A 20442-nucleotide genomic window follows, 5' to 3' on the forward strand; every position below is an offset into this window, starting at 1 on the left:
AATTAACCCTCTAGCTCTGTGCTGAGTTGGTAAATGTGGCGGCGGGATAAATTCAGCTGTTGGGCGAGGGTGCGACTAGCCCCAGAGCGACTCATGCCCTGTTGCATTAACGCCTGAAGTTGGGCCAAAATTTCAGCATCGGTCAGTGCTTCGTGGTCAGTTTGTGGGCTTGCTCCGGCCAAGATCAGGGTAAATTCTCCCTTGGGGTTGTGCTGCTGGTAATGGGTGAGGGCGGTTTCGAGGGGGCCGCGCCAAAATTCTTCGTGGAGTTTTGTCAGTTCCCTGGCGCACACAAGGGGGCGATCGCCTTCAAAATGTTCCAGCAAATCTGTTAAGGTTTTCACCAATCGGTGGGGCGCTTCGTAGAAAATCAGGGTGCGGGGTTCTTGGGATAGCTGTGTTAGTAACTGGTGGCGATCCTTCTTTTTGGGAGGTAAAAAACCTTCAAAGACAAATTTTTCCGGCGATAATCCAGAGGCAATTAAGCCCGTGAGTCCGGCACTAACCCCAGGAATGGGCACCACCGTAATTTCTGTATCGATCGCACTGGCGACCAATTCAAAACCCGGATCGCTGATCCCCGGTAATCCGGCATCACTCACGAGGGCAATATTTAGCCCACTGCGTAATTTTTCGAGGAGTTGCGCCTGCCGTTGGTGACGGTTGTGGTCATGGTAGCTAATTTGGGGGGTGGCAATTTGAAAATGCTTGAGGAGTTTGCCGGTGTGTCGAGTGTCTTCGGCGGCGATTAGATCGACGCTTTTGAGGGTGGCGATCGCCCGGAAAGTCATGTCATCAAGATTGCCGATGGGGGTGCCCACCAAATAAAGGGTGCCGGAGGTCGTCATGATTTACGTGAGAAAAATTAGGGACTGGGACAAACTAAAAAGGAATGGTTTCTGGGGCCAGGAGCCAATCGCGGATCGTTAGGGCCGTCGCTGGGGCCAGGAGGACACCATTGCGGTAGTGACCCGTGGCCAGGAGGATATTGTCGTAACCCGCTAACCCTTTGAGAACGGGAGCGCCTTGACCGTTGGGCCGGGGCCGTTTCCCTGACCAATGCCGGAGAATTTCTGCATTTTTTAAAAGCGGATAGAAGGCGATCGCCTTTTGGAGCACTTGATCAGCGAGGGTGATGTCTGGAGTGATTCCACCTGTTTCCGCAGGAAATTCCACCGTCGCCCCCACCCAATATTCCCCTTGGCCCAGGGGTACCACATGGATATCTTCAAAGCTAACCACGGGTTGAAAAAGAGTTTGCGGTTCAAGATTTTTTGGCACGCGCAGGTGAAAAGCTTGCCCCAACACTGGCCCCAGGGACAGGCTTTCGCTTAGATGTTTCGTAATTTCCAGGGAACCCAGACCCGCTGAGACAATGAGCCAATCGCAAGGATAGCTGTTTTGATCCGTGTTAATTTTTTGACAATGTTGATCCGTTATCTCCAACTTGGGTTGGGAAATGCCAAAGTGGCAGTGCGCACCATTCTGTTGGGCGACGGCTAGTAGGGCTTTGGTGAAGGGGACGGGCTGCACCTGGAAATCCTGGGGCGAAAAAATACCGCCAGCCGCTTCCTTGGCTTGGAGGTGGGGACAATGTTGTTGAATGATTTCTTGATCCCAGATTGCTAACTGCCAGCCCGATGCTTGGCGCAATTCCCGGAGGCGATCGCCTTTTTCTAGTTCCTCTGGTTCCCGCAATAATTTCAAAATGCCGTGGGGATTGTGGGGTACTGGCTGACCTGCGGCGGCAAGTTCCTCTAAAAGTCTCGGAAAGCGTTCCATACTGCGGCGACGTAAAGTCCAAGCGCGACCCTTCGTTTTGCGGCTGATAATTCCCATCAGTACCCCCAGGGCTGCCCCTGTTGACCCACTGGCCGGTTGGCTTGTATCCAAAACCGTAATCTCGAACTGATCTAATCGGCTCAACTCATAGGCGATCGCCGCCCCAACGACCCCTGCACCCAAAATCACAACCCGTTTCACCATCGCTTAATCCCTGACCTTGGCAATGACCGTGCGGTGACGGACGGTATTTTCTTGGATGAAGGGCGCTTCAAACCCAGCCCGCTGCAACTCCTCGGCCACATCAAGGCTGAAATATTGATCCAGATAGGGTTCTGTACTTTTGAGCAACGTCAAAATATAGGGGGGCATTTTTTTATAAACTTCCGCCTGGGGGTTCATGTCCATCAGCGCGAAGTAACCGCCGGGCTTAAGGAGTCGTTTCGCTTCTCGGAAAATGGCGATCGCCGCTGTTTGGGGCAGCTCATGGAAAATCAAAGAACAGGAGACTAAATCAAACGATTGCCCAGGCAGTTGGGTGTCCTCTCCGGGCGCGTGGCACCAGGTAAACTGATCAGCGTGATGAGCGGTGCGATATTTTGCCACTGCCAGAAAATAGGGCGACAAATCCACCCCTGTTAACTGAGCATTGGGGAAAACCTGCTGTAGCGCCTCCGTGCTCATGCCCACACTGCAGCCAATATCAACAATTTTTTCCGGGGTAATATCGATGTTGAATTTCAAAATTTGGTGATAACTATCCCGCAACAACGCATCCCCTTGGACATTCGGTTCCCCAAACAAGGTTGAATGGACAGAATAGGCCGCCGACTCGACTTCTAGGGCTGGCTCCCAACCCAAATTTCCGGACTCATAGGCATGGAAGGAACGCAGGTAGTATTCGGGATAAGCTAAATCTGGATTTTCAACCGCTGCGAGATCTGCTTGCCAATCCCGTTTTTGTAGGGTCGCCACAGTTTCTCGCCAGGGCACCCCTAACTTTTCGGCCCGTTGAATCATCATTGCCCTAGCACGGTTTTTTGCCAGGGCGGCGATTGGTCGGATCGCTAAAAGGCCGTTGACTAGCTTGACACGGAAATCAGTGGGTTGGCGAGGCGGGCTTACGGTCATCGTCGAAATGAATACAACAGGGTTTGTGGGCGTAATCTATTTTACAGGTGATCTTCCCTGGGGAATTTTTGGGGGCGATCGCCTTCGTGATTCACACCATTGGCCCCTAGCACTCTCCCTAAGCTCTCCGGTTACCTACCATGTACAGTCCGATAAATAAAAGCTAAAGTGGGGGGTGAGCAGTAAATATTTTCGGACTAAGGAATGATTTTTAACTCTGACTTCTTTTCCGCCGACGTTGACGAACAAGCCGCAAACAATTTAATGGAATACTTGCAACAGCAAAATCCGGACGTACTTGCACGGGTGGCCCAGTCCGCTAGCTCGGAGATAAAAGATATCATCGCCCACAATGTCAGAGGCTTAATCGGTGTCTTACCCCCAGATGATTTTCAAGTGAGCATCACCACCGACCGCGAAAATTTAGCAAATCTCCTGGCGTCCGCCATGATGACGGGCTATTTCCTCGGTCAGATGGAACAACGCATGAACCTAGAATCGAGCTTAGTTGAATCAGGTTCTCTCCATACGGACTTAGATTTTGAATAGTCGCTGGCAAAATTTGCCCAAAAAAAAGATGGTCTAAAAAAACCACCTCAAATAATCAAATTGTTTGATTCCGGTTCACAAGGGAAACTTTTCCCTTATTTTTTATGCCTTAAACCAGATTGAGTTTTTTGCGGGCTGCCTCTACCCGTTCCTCGGCATTGGTTTGTACTGCGTCGAACTGTTCAATCACTTCACCGGGGAATTTTTCGAGGGCCTGGAGGGACAGGGAAATGCGATTATTATTTTCTTCGATGTCCGTGATCAGCACCCGCACCGTTTGGCCAATACTAAAAAGGGCTTCGAGTTGGTCAACGGGTTTGGCGCTAATTTGACTGCGGTGGAGCAGCCCGGTCATGCCATCGAGCTCAATAAAAACGCCGTAGGGTTTAATGTTCACCACGGTGCCACTGACTAAAGCCCCAATCGACAGGCGACGCATCACTTCGGCTTGGGCGGCATAGCGCTGGGACAGAACCAATTTGCGACGCTCTTGGTCAAACTCCAGGAAATTAACCGTCAGGAGTTGTCCCATCAGATTATCAATATCTTTATCGACTAGGTGGGAGTTGGGAATAAAGCCCCGCAGGCCTTGGACATCACCAGTGACGCCGCCCCGATTGCTACCTGTGACCCGCATCTGGACGGAGTTGCCAGCTTCGGCAGCCTGGGCGAGATCTTCCCATACCCGTTGTTCGGCTAATTTGCGGCGGGACAGGGTGACTTGGCCTTCGGCATTTTGGCCTCGAACAATCAAAAATTCAACAGTTTCGCCCACGGGCAGAGCTGTATGGGCATCTGTTTCACCTGCCAGGAGTGCGTCCCGGAGGGGAGAAAACCCAGGTGATTTTCCACCAATATCCACGAGGACGCCATCGGATAGATGTTCAAAAATTTTCCCTGTGACCACTTGTCCCTGTTCGAAATGGTAGTCATGTTCGGTGAGGGCATGCTCAAAGTCGTCCATGGAAAAGGCGATCGCGGGATTAGGCTCTGCAGTCATTGTGAATAAATGTCTGATACGAAAAAAGTTTGGAATAGGCTTAATCCTATCGTACTCCGGTTCTTTCGTAGCGTCAGGGTCGGAAGCTAGGCGGGATTAGGCGAGATGGGACATGGCTCGTAAAAATTTTGGTCGGCCTGAAGCATGGCTGTAAATTTTTCGGCGGGCACCGGCGGACTAAACAAAAACCCCTGGATCTCGTCACAATGTTGCGTCTTGAGGAATTCCAATTCAGCCATGGTTTCGACCCCCTCGGCGACGGTGGTCAATTCGAGTTGTTTCGCCATCATGATGATGTGTTTGACGATGGTGGAGTTGGTAATGTTGTGGGCGACGTTGCGGACAAAGCAGCGGTCTATTTTGAGGATATCGAAGGGGAAATTTTGGAGATAACTCAGGGAGGAGTAGCCTGTCCCAAAATCATCAATGGCAATGGGAAAACCGGAGTTTTTTAGGGCTTGCAGATGGGCGATCGCCAACTCCACATCCGAGATCAAAATGCTTTCGGTTACTTCCAGTTCGATTTGGGCCGGATTAATCCCATACTGCTGGGTAATTTCGACCAGATTTTCGACCAGTTGAGCCTGATAAAATTGCCGTCCAGAAAGATTAACAGCGATCCTAAGATCGCTCATGCCCCTTTGCATCCATTGTTGAGCCTGGTGACAAGCAGCCCGAAACACCCATTCTCCAATACTGGCGATCAAACCATTTTTTTCAGCGAGGGGAATAAACTTCGCCGGTGAGACCATCCCTAAGGTGGGATGAAACCAGCGAATGAGCGCTTCTGCACCAACAATTTTGCCCGTCGTCGTACTAATTTTAGGTTGGTAATACAGGGTCAGTTGATTGTTTTGGATCGCGTCGTAGAGATCCGCATCAAGCAGTAGATTTTGGTGATTGGCATTAATTTGCGCTTCTTGGAAATGAAAATAATAGTTCGTGCTGCCCCGTTGACGCGCCGTCTCCATCGCCTCTTTTGCTTGGTTGAGGTACTTATCAAAGTTGTATTCCCGGTAAGGCATGGTAATCATCCCGATGTACCAATTGATCAAGATCTTTTGCCCATTGACCGTCAGGGGGCTGCCAAAGGCTTCTAGAATCTGCTCTGCCATTTGATTGAGTTCGGCCTCATGCACCGCACAATTGGGGGGATAAATCACCACAAAATCTGTGTAATTTAAACAGGCTAAATAGGCCTCCTCCGCCACCACCGTCACCAACTGGCGCACGATATGTTTGAGGACAGCATTACCAAATTGATAGCCAAATAATTCGTTGATTTTTTCAAAGCGATCAACGCTCAGATAAAAAATGGGAATTTGCCATGACTCATGGGGTTGGAGTTGCTGCTGAACGAACGGTTCCCACTGTTTTAGGAGGCGGTTGAGGTCATCCCGGAGGGCGAGTTGGTTTGGAAGCTGGGTAATGGGGTCGTGGGTAACAGCGTAGTTGATTTGTTGGCGATCGCCAGCTTGTTTTTTTTGCTGAAAATACCCCTGCCAGGAGCGATGTTTCCGCAAACGTGTTTTGATGGCGTCAAGTAACTCGTAGGTGGTAAAGGGCTTTGTGAGGTAATCATCGGCCCCCAAGTTCATCCCTTGACGAATATTTTCTTTCGTACCTTTGGCCGTTAAAAAAATGAATGGAATCGTTTCGGTTTCTGGATCTGCTTGGAGAATTTCTAAGACACCATAACCGTCCATGCCCGGCATCATGATGTCACAAATAATTAAATCTGGACGATTTTCAATGGCAATGCCGACGCCAATCTGCCCATTTTCTGCTTCTAGCACCTGATAATCTTCGGCAATGAGCAAGGTGACGATGAGCTCTCGGATCGAATCTTCGTCTTCAATGACGAGAATGGTGGGGGAAAGTGAGGAGGCAACCATAGTAGATGTTTCTCATGGGACTTGATGCGTCAGTCAGGGTTTACTCACGAAAGAGCAGGGAATTTTAACGCGGAATGTGGTGCCAGAATTCACGAGACTTGCGACCATAATCGTACCATTGTGTAAGTCAATGTAACGTTTCACAATGTGTAGCCCTAAGCCTGTGCCTGGAATTTTGCCAACATTTTGAGCCCGGTGAAAGGGTTCAAATAAATGGGGTAAATCGGCTTGGGGAATGCCAATTCCCCGGTCAGTGATGGTGATGCTGATTTGGCGATCGCCACAACCAACTACTAGGCTGACGGCTTCACCGGGAAAAGAGTATTTGAGGGCATTCGAGAGTAAATTAGACAGAATGTGGCGGATAATCTTGGCGTCTAGGACGGGGAAGAGGCGGCGATCGCCTTGGTATTGGGGAACGAAATCAAACCGGATCGGGTGGGTATGGCCAAACACCACTTGCAACTCTTCGATGATGTCCTGGCACAGCCCTTCAAAATGCACGGGCGCTGGCTCTAGGGTGAGTTGTCCTGCATCGACGCGACTGACCGAAAGGACATCGTCAACGAGGGTTTGGAGCCGTTGGGCCGCCCCTTTAATTCGCTGTAGATGCCGCCGTTGCGCTTCTGGGTTGAATTTGTGGGCGTATTGTTCGAGGAGTTCAGTAAAGCCCAAAATCGAGGTCAAAGGGGTGCGGAATTCATGGGAGGCAATGTCAATGAAACGGGTTTTCAGTTGATTGAGTTCTTTTTCGCGCATCAGGGCATTGTGCATATCTAGCTCTACCTGTTTGCGATCACTAATGTCACGCATCACCCCAATCACCCAAAACTGATCCGAATCTTGCGCAGTAATATCCTTAGGCACCCCCCGGTCTTGGATCCAAACATAGGAGCCGTCATGGTGCTGGAATCGATAGTCCAACTCGTAGGCTTGCTGTTGGGCGAAGGCTTGTTCGAGGGTGGCCAAAACTTTCGTTTGATCGTCCGGATAGAGCCGCTCTAGCCAAGTTTGACAATCATTACCCATTTCCGCCGCCGAATACCCCAAAACCCGCGTAAAATCCCCGTACCAAACCATTGCACCTGAGGTTAAACAGCGTTCATAGACGATGTCGCCAAGGGCTTGAATTAGAGCAGGATTATATTGCATGGGCAGGGTGGGATAAGACGCACAGAAAAAAAAAGGAAAATCAGACGAGAAATGATGGGGGGTTGCTGATCCCTAAACGGCAATCAATTTGAAAAGTTTGATAAGAAAGCCCCTGGAAATTAGTGTAATACTGATTAAATAAACTCATTAGTGCTTTGCAACTAAGCTTTAAGGTTGGGCAATGGTAATGGTTCGGGAAAAAAATTTTTGGGAAGAAAAATATCAAACGGCTCAACATCGCTGGGATCTCGGCCAAGCAGCGCCACCGCTCCAGGATTTTTTCGCAAAGACAGCACCATTACCCCAAGGGGAATGGGGGGTTTTGGGTTGTGGCCAGGGCCATGATGCTGTGTTTTTAGCAAAACAGGGGTTCTCAGTAACGGGGGTTGATTTTGCCCCAGCGGCGATCGCCGCCGCGAAAGCATTAAGCCAAGATCATGGTGTTACTCTTACTTTACTCGAAGAAAATATTTTTGATCTCAAAAAAAGTCATAAAAGTCACTTTGATTATCTGTTCGAGCATACCTGTTTCTGTGCGATCGCCCCAGAGCAGCGTCCCGATTACGTTACCTTGGCGGCCACAATCCTTAAACCAGGGGCCAAACTCTACGGCATTTTCTACACCCACAACAAAACGGGAGGCCCGCCCTTTGGCACAACCCCCCAGGAAGTGATTCAGTTGTTTTCCCCAAAATTTAAGATTCTTGCCCTCGATCCGATTCAAAATTCTGTGCCGAGTCGGCAAGGGGATGAACATTGGGGGATCTTGCAAAAGAAATAGGCGATCGCTTTAGTGCATCACCATCCCGCCATCTACATTAAACGTTTGACCTGTAATGTAAGCAGCGGCGGGATCAGCGGCGAGGAAACGGATCATCCCAGCAATTTCTTCCGGTTGACCATAGCGGCCCAGGGGAATGTACTTGAGAATTTCATCGGCTTCGAGGCCTTCGGTCATGTCAGTGGTAATAAAACCAGGGGCCACGGCATTAACCACGATATTTCGACTGGCCAGTTCCTTAGCGACAGTCTTCGTAAAACCAATCACTCCCGCTTTGGCGGCGCTGTAGTTGGCTTGACCGGGGTTCCCCATTAGTCCGGCCACAGAGGCGATGTTAATAATCCGGCCCCGGCGTTTTTTCATCATCGGTTTAGTGACGGCTTTGGTGCAGAGAAAGACGCCCGTGAGGTTGAGGTCAATGACAGCTTGCCAGGCATCGAGCTTCATGCGCATCAGTAGGGTATCTTTTGTGATCCCGGCGTTGTTGACGAGGATATCAATTTGGCCCCATTGGGCGAGGGTTTTTTCGACGAGATCGTTGACTTGATCTTCCTGGGACACATCGGCTTGAAGGGCGATCGCCTCGCCTCCGGCGGCCTGAATTTCCGCGACCAATGCCTCGGCGGCAGCACTGGAACGGGCGTAGTTGATCACCACCTTTGCACCTTCTGTGGCGAGGGCGATCGCCGTGGCTTTACCAATCCCCCGAGAGGCCCCGGTGACGATGGCCACTTGATCCTTCAGACGTTGTTGCGCGGCGGGTAAAAGCTCCATTGCCTATCTCTCCAAAAGTCTTTGCGTTTTGATGACTGGGTTATCATAGGAGTTAGGGTCGTGCGATCGCAACAATTCCCCTCGCAATCTCGTTTCGGAGCTATTTTCCATGGCTGTCAAAAAACAATTTTCCAGTTTTGAAGCAATGTTACAGGCTGCCGAAAAGCCTATTTTAGTCGATTTTTATGCAACCTGGTGTGGCCCCTGCCAAATTATGGGCAAAACCCTCGAAGAAATCAGCCCCCAAATGGCCAATGAAATTCAAATCGTTAAAGTAGACGGCGATCGCTATCCGGCCCTTGCCTCCCACCATGGTGTCCATGCCTATCCCACTCTCGTGCTCTACAACAAAGGACAATTAGTTTCCCGCATCGAAGGGGCCGTTGCCGCGCCACAACTGATGCAACAAATCCGCCGCGCCCTCCAAAATTAAGCCTTCAATATCACTCTCCTGGTGGCGAGCTTAACGGTTACTGCTCAAAATATTCAATCTAAATCCCAGGGAATATTTACATTTCTTGACCCGGCCGGGTCTTTTTTTGTGAGCAAAAAATCACATCGTAAACTTATGAGAAGAAAGGCTTTTTTCCTCTTCCATTAGGGTTTCGATTTACGTTACAGTCAGAGATAAGGAAATCAAATAAAGTCACAGAAAAATTTTTTGCCAGTAATCCAAAAATTGGGGAATTTTTCGGGACATAATCGAGATTTTTGGCAGTTGATAGAGATTTAGGGAGCGCAATATGGTGTGGCAAAAGTTAAGAAAATTCGCAGGTCATTTCGTGGCACGGCCAGTGGCGCTGCTGCTGGGTTTAGGTCTGACGGCGATCGCCCCAAATTTAGCCCAGGGAGCAACCCTCGAACACCGTGCCCTGAGTCGGAGTGAAAACTTTTTTGCATCCCTAAATACCCGCTTGATTGCCCAGCAGCAAAGTGCCGTCTTTGTTTATGGAACTTCTCCCGTTGCCCAACAATTAGGCCAGGACTACATGGTGCTCCAGGTAAATGACAACAACCGGGTGCAAGGGGTCTTTTACCAAGTGAATTCGGAATATGCTTGCTTTTCGGGCGCGATTAACAACGGTAAGTTAGATTTAGCCGTCCTCGATCCCTACGAACAGGTGGCCTACGATTACCAATTGGATTATGTGGCTAAGGGGTTTGTCGCCGCCGGTGGCGATCGCCCGACGTTGCAGATGGTTCCGGCGGGCTTCCAACCGATCAATGTTCCTAGTGAGCTAGATTATGCCCTGCTCAAAGAATGTGCCGATTTCCAGGCGCCAACTAAGGCCGTTGTTGATATTTAACACGCTTTTGAACCTTAAGATTCAGTCCCCCTAGATGAAAAAATTTAGGGGGATTTTTGATCGAGAAATTAGGCGAGGCTTAATCCTTGAGGAGGAGATAGTAAAGATTACCCAGATCGTTGACGAGACCGGCGCGAGTTTGGGTGTTTGGCCCGGTGCCGAGGAAAATATCAACCCGGCCAGCCCCTTTGATCGCGCTGCCTGTGTCTTGATCGAGGACATAGCGACTAACGGGGAGTTTTAACCAGTCTCCATTGGCCCGCTGGTAAGGAAGCTGGGTCGCAATAAAGGCGATCGCCCCTGGGGGAAAAATACTTTTGTCGGTGGCAATTGATCGCTCTGCCAAGACGGGCACCCCAATACTACCGATGGGCGGCGACCCGAAGGTTTCCCGGAAAAAGATAAAGCGATTATTGCGAGGAATGTAATTACTGAGTTCTGTGGGATTCGCCTCAAAATAGTCAATTAATTTGGGGAGGCTCAATTCTTCTGGCTGAAAAATGCCCTCGTTAATCAACTCCTTGCCCAAGCTGACGTATTCATAATCGGTACTGCCATCAAAACCAATGGTCATGGTGCGGCCATCGGTCAGTTGCAACCGGGCGGAACCTTGCACCTGAATTAGGTAGGCTTCGAGGCGACTTTTTAGCCAAACCAATTCATGCCCCCGCAAGGGACTATCGCTCGGCGGAATACCATCACGGCCTTCTAAAGCCACGCGGCTGGGGTGGGGTTGCGACCAAGTTTTAAAACCGGGGGGCTGACGATAGAGGGGATATTGAAATTCGTTAGTTTTAACGGGGCTGGCAACGTAGGCTGGTTCAAAGTAGGCGGTAAAGTCCACCTGGCCCGTGCCATCTTTACCCACAGAGCGATAGAAAATAAATTCCCGCTGGATCGCTTGATGTAATTGGCGGGGGTCAGGATATTGTTGCACCAACTGCCGAAACCGCACCAGCGATCGCCGCACCTTTTCTCGACTGAAGCCGGGGACTTGTACCGCTGCGTAATCCGCTTGGGCGGTATTAGTGTCGATGTAGCGCAGGCTATGGTCAATGGCGTTGAGTAACTTTTGGCGTTCTTGGTTTTGCCACAGGCCGTAATCCGGTAAGGCGATCGCCGCTGGATTTGTGGTCGGTTGGAGTACCTGGGCGAGGCTCGGTTGACTGACTAAACTGGCGCTGGCTCCCAGGGTGGCAATGGTTAGACTTGACCAAAAAATTTTCATAACATCTTCTTTCCTTAGACGCCCCACAGAATCTTGCCATTGTAACTTGAAGCCTAGCAATCTCCCGATTGCGTCCGGCCATGGGCGATCGCCACCTATGTTTTGTATAAAAAAAACTTATTCAATTCATCAAAAAGATAGTTTTCCCAATGGAGACAATTGGTAGGGGGCTATGGTTAGATGTTAATCAATACAAAATAAAATTTTCATAGATATTAAGCTATGCTCCTGTTGCACTGACAACTTAACTCACACCCAACAGGCTAAGCAACGAATCCTTTATGGTTTGTTTAAGTGCTTTGCTCACTACTGATCTGAAAAATGCGTAACCATGCAGATAACCAACAAAATTCACTTTAGGAATATCCGCGGCGATATTTTTGGCGGGCTAACGGCGGCGGTCATTGCGTTGCCCATGGCCCTCGCCTTCGGGGTGGCATCCGGTGCCGGGGCCGAGGCCGGTCTCTGGGGTGCTGTGCTTGTGGGCTTCTTTGCCGCGCTCTTTGGGGGAACCCCCACCCTCATTTCCGAACCCACAGGGCCGATGACGGTGGTTATGACCGCTGTGATTGCCCATTTCACGGCCAGCGCCGCTACTCCAGAAGAAGGTTTGGCGATCGCCTTTACCGTCGTGATGATGGCCGGGGTGTTCCAAATTATTTTTGGCGCCCTCAAACTCGGCAAATACGTCACCATGATGCCCTACACTGTGATTTCTGGCTTCATGTCAGGGATCGGGATTATCCTGGTCATTTTGCAGTTAGCACCCTTCCTGGGACAGGCGAGTCCGGGGGGCGGCGTCATCGGCACGCTCCAAAATTTACCCACACTGCTGAGTAATATTCAACCGGGCGAAACAGCCTTAGCTTTAGGCACCGTGGCGATCATCTGGTTTATGCCAGAGAAGTTTAAAAAGGTAATCCCGCCCCAATTGGTCGCCCTTGTCCTGGGGACGGTAATCGCCTTTTTTGTTTTCCCGCCAGAAGTAAGCGATCTCCGTCGCATCGGTGAAATTCGAGCCGGGTTCCCAGAGCTGGTCAGACCGAGCTTCAGTGCAGGGGAATTCCAGAGGATGATTCTCGATGCGGCAGTGCTAGGGATGCTCGGTTGTATCGATGCCCTCTTGACTTCGGTCGTTGCCGATAGCTTGACCCGGACAGAACATAATTCCAACAAAGAATTAATTGGTCAGGGTCTAGGGAACCTCTTTTCTGGCTTGTTTGGCGGGATTGCCGGGGCTGGGGCCACCATGGGGACTGTGGTAAATATCCAGTCCGGTGGTCGATCTGCACTGTCTGGATTGGTGCGGGCCTTTGTCCTGTTGGTTGTGATCCTGGGGGCTGCGAGTTTAACAGCAACCATTCCCCTGGCCGTGTTAGCGGGGATTGCCTTCAAGGTTGGGGTTGACATTATTGACTGGAGTTTCCTGAAACGGGCCCACGAAATCTCCCCCAAAGGTGCCTTTATTATGTACGGCGTCATTTTGTTGACGGTCTTAGTTGACTTGATTGTTGCCGTGGGTGTGGGTGTCTTTGTGGCTAATGTGCTCACCATCGAACGGATGAGTAATCTCCAGTCCGAAAAAGTCCAAACGGTCAGTGATGCTGACGATAATATCCGCCTGACTACCACTGAAAAACGTTGGTTGGATGAAGGCCAAGGCCGCGTTCTTTTGTTCCAACTCAGTGGGCCGATGATCTTTGGGGTCGCAAAGGCGATCGCCAGGGAACACAATGCCATGGGTGATTGTGATGCCCTCGTCTTTGATATCGGTGAAGTCCCCCACATGGGGGTGACCGCTTCCCTAGCCTTAGAAAATGCCATTGAAGAGGCCCTCGACAAAGAACGTCAGGTTTATATTGTCGGTGCTGCGGGCCAAACCCGTCGCCGTCTGGAAAAACTCAAGCTCTTTAAGCGGGTTCCCCCCGATAAATGTTTGATGTCGCGGGAAGAAGCCCTCAAGAATGCCGTGCTCGGAATCTATCCCCATTTGGCGGATGGTGTTACGGCTCCTAGTTCAGAGATGGGTTAAGGCCCTGATCTGCGGTGGGTTCCTGGCTATCTTGGTCTAACCTTCCGGCTTATCTCAGGACGGTATGGTCGGCAGATAGCCCTCTCCGGGTTCGATGCAACCTATCCCTTTTCCCTTTTGTCCCATCCCTGCAATATTTGCGATCGCTTTTTACCACAACGTTTGAGGCAAAAATTCTATGCTAAGTCCCACAATCTTTTCTGGTAGTCTGCCAGGATTGACGGATTTCGTTCCTTCCCTGTCCCTGGCGACAACCCCGGAAGCTGACTATGGTTCATTTGTTTTAACCGGCGTTTTAATGACCCTGGTCGTGATCTATGCCATGAGTAAGTTGGGGGGAGAACTCTCCAAACGAGTCGGCTTACCCCCTGTATTAGGGGAACTGGTCGGAGGTGTTCTGGTTGGGGTCTCTGCTTTACATTTGATTGTCTTTCCGGAAATAGGGGCCACGGCGGCCGACTCAAGTTTAATGCTGTTTTTGCAGCAGCTTGGTGGTTTAGATGGCACTGCCCTTGATCATATTTTTGCCAGCCAAAGCGAAGTGATCTCGGTATTGGCAGAGCTTGGGGTCATTGTGCTGTTATTTGAGATTGGCCTTGAGTCAGATCTCCGGGAGCTGAGTAAAGTGGGTTCCCAGGCTGCGGTGGTCGCGATTGTCGGGGTGGTGGCACCTTTCCTTTTGGGGACGGTGGGCCTAGTGACGTTGTTCCATACGCCGATTATCCCTGCTATTTTTGCGGGGGCCGCCCTCACGGCCACGAGTATTGGCATTACCTCGAAGGTGCTATCGGACTTGGGCCAGCTAAAGTCCACCGAAGGCAAAATTATCGTTGGTGCGGCGGTGATTGACGATGTGCTGGGGATTATTGTTTTAGCCGTGGTCGCGAGTTTGGCTAAGACCGGGGAGGTGGATCTCCTGAATGTGGTCTATCTGATTATTGGGGCCAGTGCTTTTCTGTTGGGTTCGATTCTGCTCGGTAAATTCTTTAACCAAGGCTTTGAGGCGATCGCCGCCAAACTAAAAACCCGGGGCGCGCTGTTGATTCCGGCCTTTGCCTTTGCGTTGGTGATGGCGATTATTGCGAACCTCATCCATTTAGAAGCCATTTTAGGGGCCTTCGCAGCGGGTCTTGTGTTGGATGAAACGGATCTCCGTAAAGAGTTAGACCGTCAGGTAATGCCCATTGCCGACTTTTTAGTGCCGATCTTTTTTGTAACCGTGGGAGCAAAAGCAGACCTTGGTGTTCTGAACCCCTTCGAGTCTGCCAACCGCGCCGGATTAGTGATTGCTGCGTTCCTCATTGTTGTGGCGATTGTCGGGAAGGTAATCACGGGCTGGGCCGTCTTTGGTCAACCGGGGGTGAATCGCTTGGCCATTGGTTTTGGCATGATTCCCCGGGGAGAAGTGGGCCTCGTTTTTGCGGGCATTGGTTCTGCTAGTGGTGTGTTAGATAAGCCCCTAGAAGCAGCGATCATTGTGATGGTGATCTTGACCACTTTCTTGGCACCGCCGCTCCTCCAGGCTGTTTTAAATAAGCCCCAGGATCCGGATGTGCCTGCCGACCGGGAAGCCCTTGAGAAAAGTTTGTCGGTGTAGGAAATCATTAATGGGGGATTGTCATCAGGGACATTCCCCACTCGGACGGAGGGAATTCAGCCATGTCGATGTCTATGCTCGAAGCCTGTGTGTTTGCAGTAATCTTCATTGGGTTTTTCGGCATCATTTTCAAAAAAAATCTGATTATGAAAATCCTGGCCATGGATGTGATGAGTACGGGGGTGATTGCGTATTACATTCTCGTGGCGGCCCGTGGGGGGATTTTTGCTCCCATTGTGGATGCTGACCAGGGGGCGATCGCCTATGCGGATCCGGTGCCCCAGGCCGTGATTTTGACGGCGATTGTGATCGGATTTTCGATTCAAGCTTTGATGCTCGTGGGCGTGATGAAGTTGTCACGGGATAATCCGACCTTAGAAACCAGCGAAATCGAGAAAAGCCACACACCATGATCGACGACATCACAATTATTTGGATTTTGTTGCCGTTTGTTGTGGGGTTCAGTATTTATCTCTTGCCCCGCTGGAACCGTTACTTTGCTTTGGCGATCGCCGCTCTATCGGTGATCTATAGTATCGGTCTGCTTTGGAGTCTAGAGCCTTTTACCCTAGAACTCTTGGATAGCTTCGGCGTCACCCTGATGTTCGATGAACTGAGCGGCTATTTCATTTTGATGAATGGGCTGGTGACGGGGGCTGTACTTCTTTATTGTTTTGATAAACAGAAATCACCGTTTTTCTATACCCAACTGGTGATCCTCCATGGGGCCGTGAATGCGACATTTTGCTGTGCAGATTTGATCAGTCTGTATGTGGCCCTAGAGTGCATTGGGATTGCTGCATTTTTATTAATCACCTATTCCCGGAGCGATCGCTCCCTCTGGGTCGGCCTGCGCTATCTCTTCATTAGCAATACCGCGATGCTGTTTTATCTCATTGGTGCGGTATTGGTCTACCAAGCGAGTAATTCCTTTGCTTTTTCGGGTTTGGCAGTGGCCCCCAAGGAGGCGATCGCCTTAATCTTCCTCGGCTTACTGACCAAGGGGGGCATTTTTGTCTCTGGTCTGTGGCTCCCCCTCACCCATGGAGAATCAGAAACCCCCGTATCTGCCCTTTTATCAGGGGTTGTGGTTAAAGCTGGCGTTTTTCCCCTGGCTCGCTGCGCCCTATTAGTGCCAGAGCTTGATCCTGTGGTGCGATTATTCGGTGTGGGTACGGCTCTGTTGGGGGTTGGCTATGCGGTTTTTGAGAAAGATACAAAACGAATGTTGGCTTTTCACACCGTTTCCCAATTGGGTTTTGTGTTGGCCGCGCCAGCGGTGGGGGGGTTTTATGCCCTCACCCATGGCCTCGTTAAAGGCGCGCTTTTTCTCACGGCGGGACAGTTATCCAGTCGCAATTTTAAAGTTTTGCGCGAACAGTCGATTCCCCGGGCTTACTGGTGGGTCTTGGTGTTGGCCTGTGCTTCGATCTCTGGCTTGCCCTTTTTGGCGGGTTACAGTTCTAAAATTCTGACGATGAAAAATATTCTGCCTTGGCAAAGCTTCGCCCTCAATGTGGCGGCAGTGGGGACAGCAATTTCCTTTGCGAAATTCATTTTCCTCCCGAAAAAAACAGACCCCAACCTCAAAATTTTGCCGAATTTTTATGGCGCGATTGTGCTGCTCCTGGGGGGGTTGTTTGTGACCAACAGCTTTTATCTGGAAGCTTATCAACCCAGTAATATCCTCAAGGCGTTAGTCACCATCGGCATCGGTTGGCTGGCCTATGGGCTGATTTTCCAGCGGATTACGGTCAAGCTGCCCCGGGTCGTGGAGCAATTTGAACATCTGGTGGGGGTGATGAGTCTGGTGTTGACGGGTTTGTTTTGGCTGGTGTTGGCTTAGGACAACTCTCAGTGGTCGTTAGTTTAGGGAGGATGATAACCATGAATGAATTGACCATTGGCTGGGTAATTTTTCCCTTTGTGGTGGGCTTTAGTATTTATTTACTGCCCAAGATTGATCGTTATCTGGCGATTTTCGTTTCTATTGGTTCGTTAATCTTTGGTCTTGTCCAAATTTTTCAGCCGGAACCCTACAGCCTCAAGCTCCTGGGGATGTATGGGGTAGATCTACTGGTGGATGACCAGAGCGGCTATTTTATTTTGACCAATGCGGCGGTGGCGATCGCCGTGACGGTGTACTGCTGGAAAAGTAACAAAAGTGCTTTTTTCTTTACCCAGTTGGTGGTTTTGCACGGGGCCCTCAATGCCGTTTTTGTCTGCGCCGATCTGATTAGCCTCTACGTTGCCCTGGAGGCCATTAGCATTGCGGCTTTTTTGTTGATGACCTACCAGCGCACCGACCGTTCTATTTGGATTGGTCTCAGGTATTTATTCCTCAGCAATACGGCGATGCTGTTCTATCTCATTGGGGCGGTGCTAGTTTACCAAGCAACAAAATCCTTCGCTTTTGCGGGTCTGGCCGAAGCCCCCAGCGAGGCGATCGCCCTGATTTTCCTGGGCCTACTCACCAAGGGTGGCGTCTTCATTTCGGGATTTTGGTTGCCCCTAACCCACTCCGAAGCAGAAACCCCCGTATCGGCGATGTTGTCCGGTGTTGTGGTTAAAGCGGGAATTTTCCCCCTCCTGCGCTGCGGCATTTTGGTGCCAGACCTGGATCTGTGGCTGAGGCTGTTCGGGCTGGCCACCGCCCTGTTGGGGATTACCTTTGCCATTCTCGAAACCGACGCCAAACGTTTACTGGCTTTTAGCACCATCTCAAAATTAGGGTTGTTGCTCTCAGCACCAGCAGTGGCGGGTTTGGCGGCCCTCTCCCATGGTTTAGTGAAATCTTCTTTATTTTTGATGGCGGGGCAATTGCCCACCCGCAATTTTCAGGAACTGCGCCAAACTAAAATCGCGAGTAGTCTGTGGCTGCCCTTGGCGATCGCCTGCCTGTCGATGGTCGGGATGCCGTTGCTGCTTGGCTTTAGCTCAAAGGCCCTCCTACTCAAAAATATTGCCCCCTGGCAGGAAATGGGTCTGAATATTGCCGCCGTGGGGACAGCCTTAGCTTTCGCCAAATTCTTGTTTATTCCCCATGATGCCGCGACGAAATTTACTGCAAAAAGTGTGACCTTTTGGGGGGCGATCGCCTTTTTATTAAGCGGCGTCATCCTAGGCAATGGTTTTTATCTCGAAGCCTATGAATTTTCTAATATCCCCAAGGCCTTGATCAAAATTGCCCTTGGCTGGGTGTTGTACTGGCTGATTATGAAACGTCTCGAATTCAAGCTGCCCCGGATCTTTGAAGAATTTGAGCAGCTGATCGGCGGCATGAGCGTTGTCTTAACTGGATTATTTTGGATGGTGACCCTATGATCGGCATTCTCGATATTTTTCTGATTTTAATGATCTGGTTTCTGCTCACGGCAGACCTGAGTGCCGCCAATATTCTCATCGGCGTGATTATTGCGATCTTGATGCCCGGTAAACGCTTTGATGCGGCTCAGATCAAAGATTGGCTCCATGTGTTTTGGGAAATTATCATTGCGATTCCCCAGGCCTATTTTGAAGCCTTTGAAATGATTTTTCGCCCCCATCTCTATGAAACCGTCACCATGGAGCGGGTAAAGCCAAATCGGACTCCAGGCTTAATTTTTCTCGATATTTTTCTGATTACCTTTACCCCGAAAACAATTGTGCTGCATTATCACAAAGACGGTTGGTACGAAGTTCACCGTGTGCAAAGGAGGAAACTCAAATGACCTGGATTTTTGGGGCGATGATCGGCGCGTTACTACTCCCGATTTATGAAGCAATACAGGATCAAGATATTTGGCAAAAGCTCCTGGCCTTCGCCAGCATTGCCAGTAAAACCTCGGTGATGATTTTGGTGATTTCGGTACTGCGGGATGACTGGACGGTCGGGGTTGTCGGTGTCCTAATTTTGTGCGTCGGCAATGCGGCGTTAATGCTACTAGCTCACATTTTGAGGCGGGTGAATTTACCATGAGCACTTTGATCAATATTCTCAGCTACGGCTGCATCATTGTGGGGGTGATCTTTTGGTTTTGGGGCACGGCTCCCCTGCTGGGCAATCGTTCTGTGTTGTTTAAATTACATACTCTGTCAGTCTCTGACACCTTGGGTTCGATGGCGATTATGGCGGGGCTACTGCTAAAAATTCCTAGGGAATGGCCCCTGCTGATTTTGGCAATTATTGCCCTCGCCATTTGGAACACGGTACTGGGGTATGTGCTGGCCTATTGTTCGAGTCGTGGAGGCGGTGATGAACGGATCTAATTTTGACTGGTTTGTGGGGGCGATCGCCTTGTTATTGCCCGTGACGGGGGGATTATTAGTCGCCCAAAGAAATCCTTACTATGCGTTGGTGATTCGGGGAATCCTGGGGGCGATCGCCGCACTCCTTTACGCAATGTTCGGGGCGGCGGATGTGGCTTTAACCGAAGCGTTGGTGGGGACGATGCTGTCCATTACCCTCTATGCGGTGGCCGTGCGTTCTTCGATGAGTATGCGTTTAGGGGTTTTGGCCACTGGCACAGATACCGTTAATCTCATCCAAAAAATTAATCCTCTGCTCAAGCAGGTACTGGGCAAATATCATTTACGCCTGGAACCCGTGGTATTTGAAGATACCCAAGCCCTGGGTCAAGCCCTGGCGCAGAAAAATGTGCACTGTATTTTGCAGGTGGATGGCGATGGGCACCTTCATGTCCTGAAAACCCGTGTACCACGGCTCTATGAAATCTTTAAAACCTCAGCCCTGACGGATGTGATCGAACTGCAACTGCTAGAGCCACAGCCTACCCCTGAAGTCGTTGGGCCGTCGTCGCCGCAATCCCTTATGGAGAATCATCAATCATGAAGTGGGTTTACCTTGCCTTTGGTATTTCTTTATTTGTGAAAATGCTCGTCTTCCCGAATTTTGCGATGGAAGGGGAGATTGGGGCGATCGCCGAAGTGGTAGCCGCCGAAGCGGGGGTACCCAATGCCGTATCGGGGATTATTTTGCGCAATCGCCTCTACGACACCGGCTTTGAAGTGATGGTTTTTACCCTGGCGATCATGGGCGTGCGTTTTTTACTGGCCGACGAACACCCCTCGAAGGAAGTTAAGCAATTTACCGATTCCCCTTCCATTGTCCTGGCGCGGTTGGGGGCGACCATTGCGGCCCTGATTGGGATTGAACTGGCCATTCGGGGACACCTCAGCCCTGGGGGGGGGTTTGCCGCTGGTGTTGCGGGGGGG

Annotated in this window: 23 protein-coding genes; 15 read left to right on the forward strand and 8 right to left on the reverse strand. The window is 50.5% G+C overall.

Annotated elements, in window-relative coordinates:
* Positions 1-2: 2 nt before the first annotated feature.
* Genes rsmI through AACT35_RS03315 form a run of 3 tightly spaced genes read right to left on the reverse strand, consistent with a single transcriptional unit; the run spans position 3 to position 2913 of the window.
* Positions 3-848 carry a 16S rRNA (cytidine(1402)-2'-O)-methyltransferase gene (gene rsmI / locus AACT35_RS03305; protein WP_099238916.1) on the reverse strand — a complete coding sequence of 282 codons (846 nt, stop codon included), beginning with the start codon at positions 846-848 and terminating at the stop codon, positions 3-5.
* A 34-nt stretch (positions 849-882) separates the two neighbouring features.
* Entirely contained in the window at positions 883-1986 is a 1104-nt protein-coding gene (locus AACT35_RS03310; protein ID WP_099238918.1) for an NAD(P)/FAD-dependent oxidoreductase, read from the reverse strand.
* Positions 1987-1989: 3 nt separating this feature from the next.
* The gene (locus AACT35_RS03315; RefSeq protein ID WP_099238920.1) at positions 1990-2913 is read right to left on the reverse strand and encodes a class I SAM-dependent methyltransferase; all 924 of its coding nucleotides are present in this window, start codon (positions 2911-2913) and stop codon (positions 1990-1992) included.
* 7 nt (positions 2914-2920) lie between these two features.
* Between AACT35_RS03315 and AACT35_RS03320 the strand changes: the two genes are divergently transcribed.
* Both AACT35_RS03320 and AACT35_RS03325 read left to right on the forward strand, forming a co-directional pair.
* Positions 2921-3073: a hypothetical protein gene (locus AACT35_RS03320; protein WP_158227954.1), complete on the forward strand. Its 153-nt coding sequence runs from the start codon at positions 2921-2923 to the stop codon at positions 3071-3073.
* Between the two features lie 44 nt (positions 3074-3117).
* On the forward strand, positions 3118-3462 hold the full coding sequence (locus tag AACT35_RS03325; protein ID WP_012307958.1) for a DUF760 domain-containing protein: 345 nt from the start codon (positions 3118-3120) through the stop codon (positions 3460-3462).
* Positions 3463-3571: 109 nt separating this feature from the next.
* Here AACT35_RS03325 and AACT35_RS03330 read toward each other — a convergent pair whose 3' ends face one another.
* The 3 genes from AACT35_RS03330 to AACT35_RS03340 form a co-directional block, all read right to left on the reverse strand.
* Positions 3572-4462, reverse strand: a complete 891-nt coding sequence (locus tag AACT35_RS03330; RefSeq protein WP_099238922.1) for a S1 RNA-binding domain-containing protein — start codon at positions 4460-4462, stop codon at positions 3572-3574.
* 86 nt (positions 4463-4548) lie between these two features.
* Positions 4549-6357 (reverse strand): putative bifunctional diguanylate cyclase/phosphodiesterase, encoded by a 1809-nt coding sequence (locus tag AACT35_RS03335; RefSeq protein WP_012307960.1) that lies wholly within the window; start codon positions 6355-6357, stop codon positions 4549-4551.
* A 33-nt stretch (positions 6358-6390) separates the two neighbouring features.
* Positions 6391-7509: a PAS domain-containing sensor histidine kinase gene (locus AACT35_RS03340; RefSeq protein ID WP_099238924.1), complete on the reverse strand. Its 1119-nt coding sequence runs from the start codon at positions 7507-7509 to the stop codon at positions 6391-6393.
* Between the two features lie 187 nt (positions 7510-7696).
* On the opposite strand from AACT35_RS03340, the gene AACT35_RS03345 reads away from it, so the two are divergent.
* Positions 7697-8290 (forward strand): methyltransferase domain-containing protein, encoded by a 594-nt coding sequence (locus AACT35_RS03345; RefSeq protein ID WP_254047993.1) that lies wholly within the window; start codon positions 7697-7699, stop codon positions 8288-8290.
* A 9-nt stretch (positions 8291-8299) separates the two neighbouring features.
* Here the strand turns inward: AACT35_RS03345 and fabG are convergent, their stop codons facing one another.
* Entirely contained in the window at positions 8300-9064 is a 765-nt protein-coding gene (fabG, locus tag AACT35_RS03350) for a 3-oxoacyl-[acyl-carrier-protein] reductase (RefSeq protein ID WP_065711223.1), read from the reverse strand.
* A 109-nt stretch (positions 9065-9173) separates the two neighbouring features.
* Between fabG and AACT35_RS03355 the strand changes: the two genes are divergently transcribed.
* The gene (locus AACT35_RS03355) at positions 9174-9497 is read left to right on the forward strand and encodes a thioredoxin family protein (RefSeq protein ID WP_099238928.1); all 324 of its coding nucleotides are present in this window, start codon (positions 9174-9176) and stop codon (positions 9495-9497) included.
* A gap of 349 nt (positions 9498-9846) precedes the next feature.
* The gene (locus tag AACT35_RS03360) at positions 9847-10371 is read left to right on the forward strand and encodes a hypothetical protein (protein WP_143596773.1); all 525 of its coding nucleotides are present in this window, start codon (positions 9847-9849) and stop codon (positions 10369-10371) included.
* A gap of 79 nt (positions 10372-10450) precedes the next feature.
* Here AACT35_RS03360 and mltA read toward each other — a convergent pair whose 3' ends face one another.
* Entirely contained in the window at positions 10451-11599 is a 1149-nt protein-coding gene (gene mltA, locus AACT35_RS03365; protein ID WP_099238930.1) for a murein transglycosylase A, read from the reverse strand.
* A 331-nt stretch (positions 11600-11930) separates the two neighbouring features.
* Here mltA and bicA point away from each other — a divergent pair, with 331 nt between their 5' ends.
* The 10 genes from bicA to AACT35_RS03415 all read left to right on the forward strand — a co-directional run.
* Positions 11931-13631, forward strand: coding sequence for a bicarbonate transporter BicA (gene bicA, locus AACT35_RS03370; protein ID WP_099238932.1), 1701 nt, complete (start codon positions 11931-11933; stop codon positions 13629-13631).
* Positions 13632-13809: 178 nt separating this feature from the next.
* Positions 13810-15228: a cation:proton antiporter gene (locus tag AACT35_RS03375; RefSeq protein WP_099238934.1), complete on the forward strand. Its 1419-nt coding sequence runs from the start codon at positions 13810-13812 to the stop codon at positions 15226-15228.
* A 68-nt stretch (positions 15229-15296) separates the two neighbouring features.
* On the forward strand, positions 15297-15641 hold the full coding sequence (locus AACT35_RS03380) for a cation:proton antiporter subunit C (protein WP_234991437.1): 345 nt from the start codon (positions 15297-15299) through the stop codon (positions 15639-15641).
* Positions 15638-17074, forward strand: coding sequence for a cation:proton antiporter (locus AACT35_RS03385; RefSeq protein ID WP_173867231.1), 1437 nt, complete (start codon positions 15638-15640; stop codon positions 17072-17074). Before AACT35_RS03380 ends, AACT35_RS03385 begins: the two co-directional genes overlap by 4 nt.
* Positions 17075-17115: 41 nt before the next feature.
* Positions 17116-18552 carry a cation:proton antiporter gene (locus tag AACT35_RS03390; RefSeq protein ID WP_099238936.1) on the forward strand — a complete coding sequence of 479 codons (1437 nt, stop codon included), beginning with the start codon at positions 17116-17118 and terminating at the stop codon, positions 18550-18552.
* A complete protein-coding gene (locus AACT35_RS03395) occupies positions 18549-18938 on the forward strand; it encodes a cation:proton antiporter (protein WP_030006875.1) in 390 nt (129 codons plus the stop codon). The genes AACT35_RS03390 and AACT35_RS03395 overlap by 4 nt, the downstream gene beginning before the upstream one ends.
* The gene (locus AACT35_RS03400; RefSeq protein WP_012307973.1) at positions 18935-19186 is read left to right on the forward strand and encodes a hypothetical protein; all 252 of its coding nucleotides are present in this window, start codon (positions 18935-18937) and stop codon (positions 19184-19186) included. The genes AACT35_RS03395 and AACT35_RS03400 overlap by 4 nt, the downstream gene beginning before the upstream one ends.
* A complete protein-coding gene (locus AACT35_RS03405) occupies positions 19183-19476 on the forward strand; it encodes a monovalent cation/H(+) antiporter subunit G (protein ID WP_012307974.1) in 294 nt (97 codons plus the stop codon). The genes AACT35_RS03400 and AACT35_RS03405 overlap by 4 nt, the downstream gene beginning before the upstream one ends.
* Positions 19463-20059, forward strand: coding sequence for a DUF4040 domain-containing protein (locus tag AACT35_RS03410; RefSeq protein ID WP_099238938.1), 597 nt, complete (start codon positions 19463-19465; stop codon positions 20057-20059). The genes AACT35_RS03405 and AACT35_RS03410 overlap by 14 nt, the downstream gene beginning before the upstream one ends.
* Positions 20056-20442: MnhB domain-containing protein (locus AACT35_RS03415; RefSeq protein ID WP_305790997.1), on the forward strand; the 387-nt coding region annotated here is incomplete at its 3' end. The genes AACT35_RS03410 and AACT35_RS03415, both read left to right, overlap by 4 nt.

Origin of the sequence: Synechococcus sp. BDU 130192 (assembly GCF_963876085.1) — a bacterium.
Taxonomy (GTDB): Bacteria; Cyanobacteriota; Cyanobacteriia; order Cyanobacteriales; family MRBY01; genus MRBY01.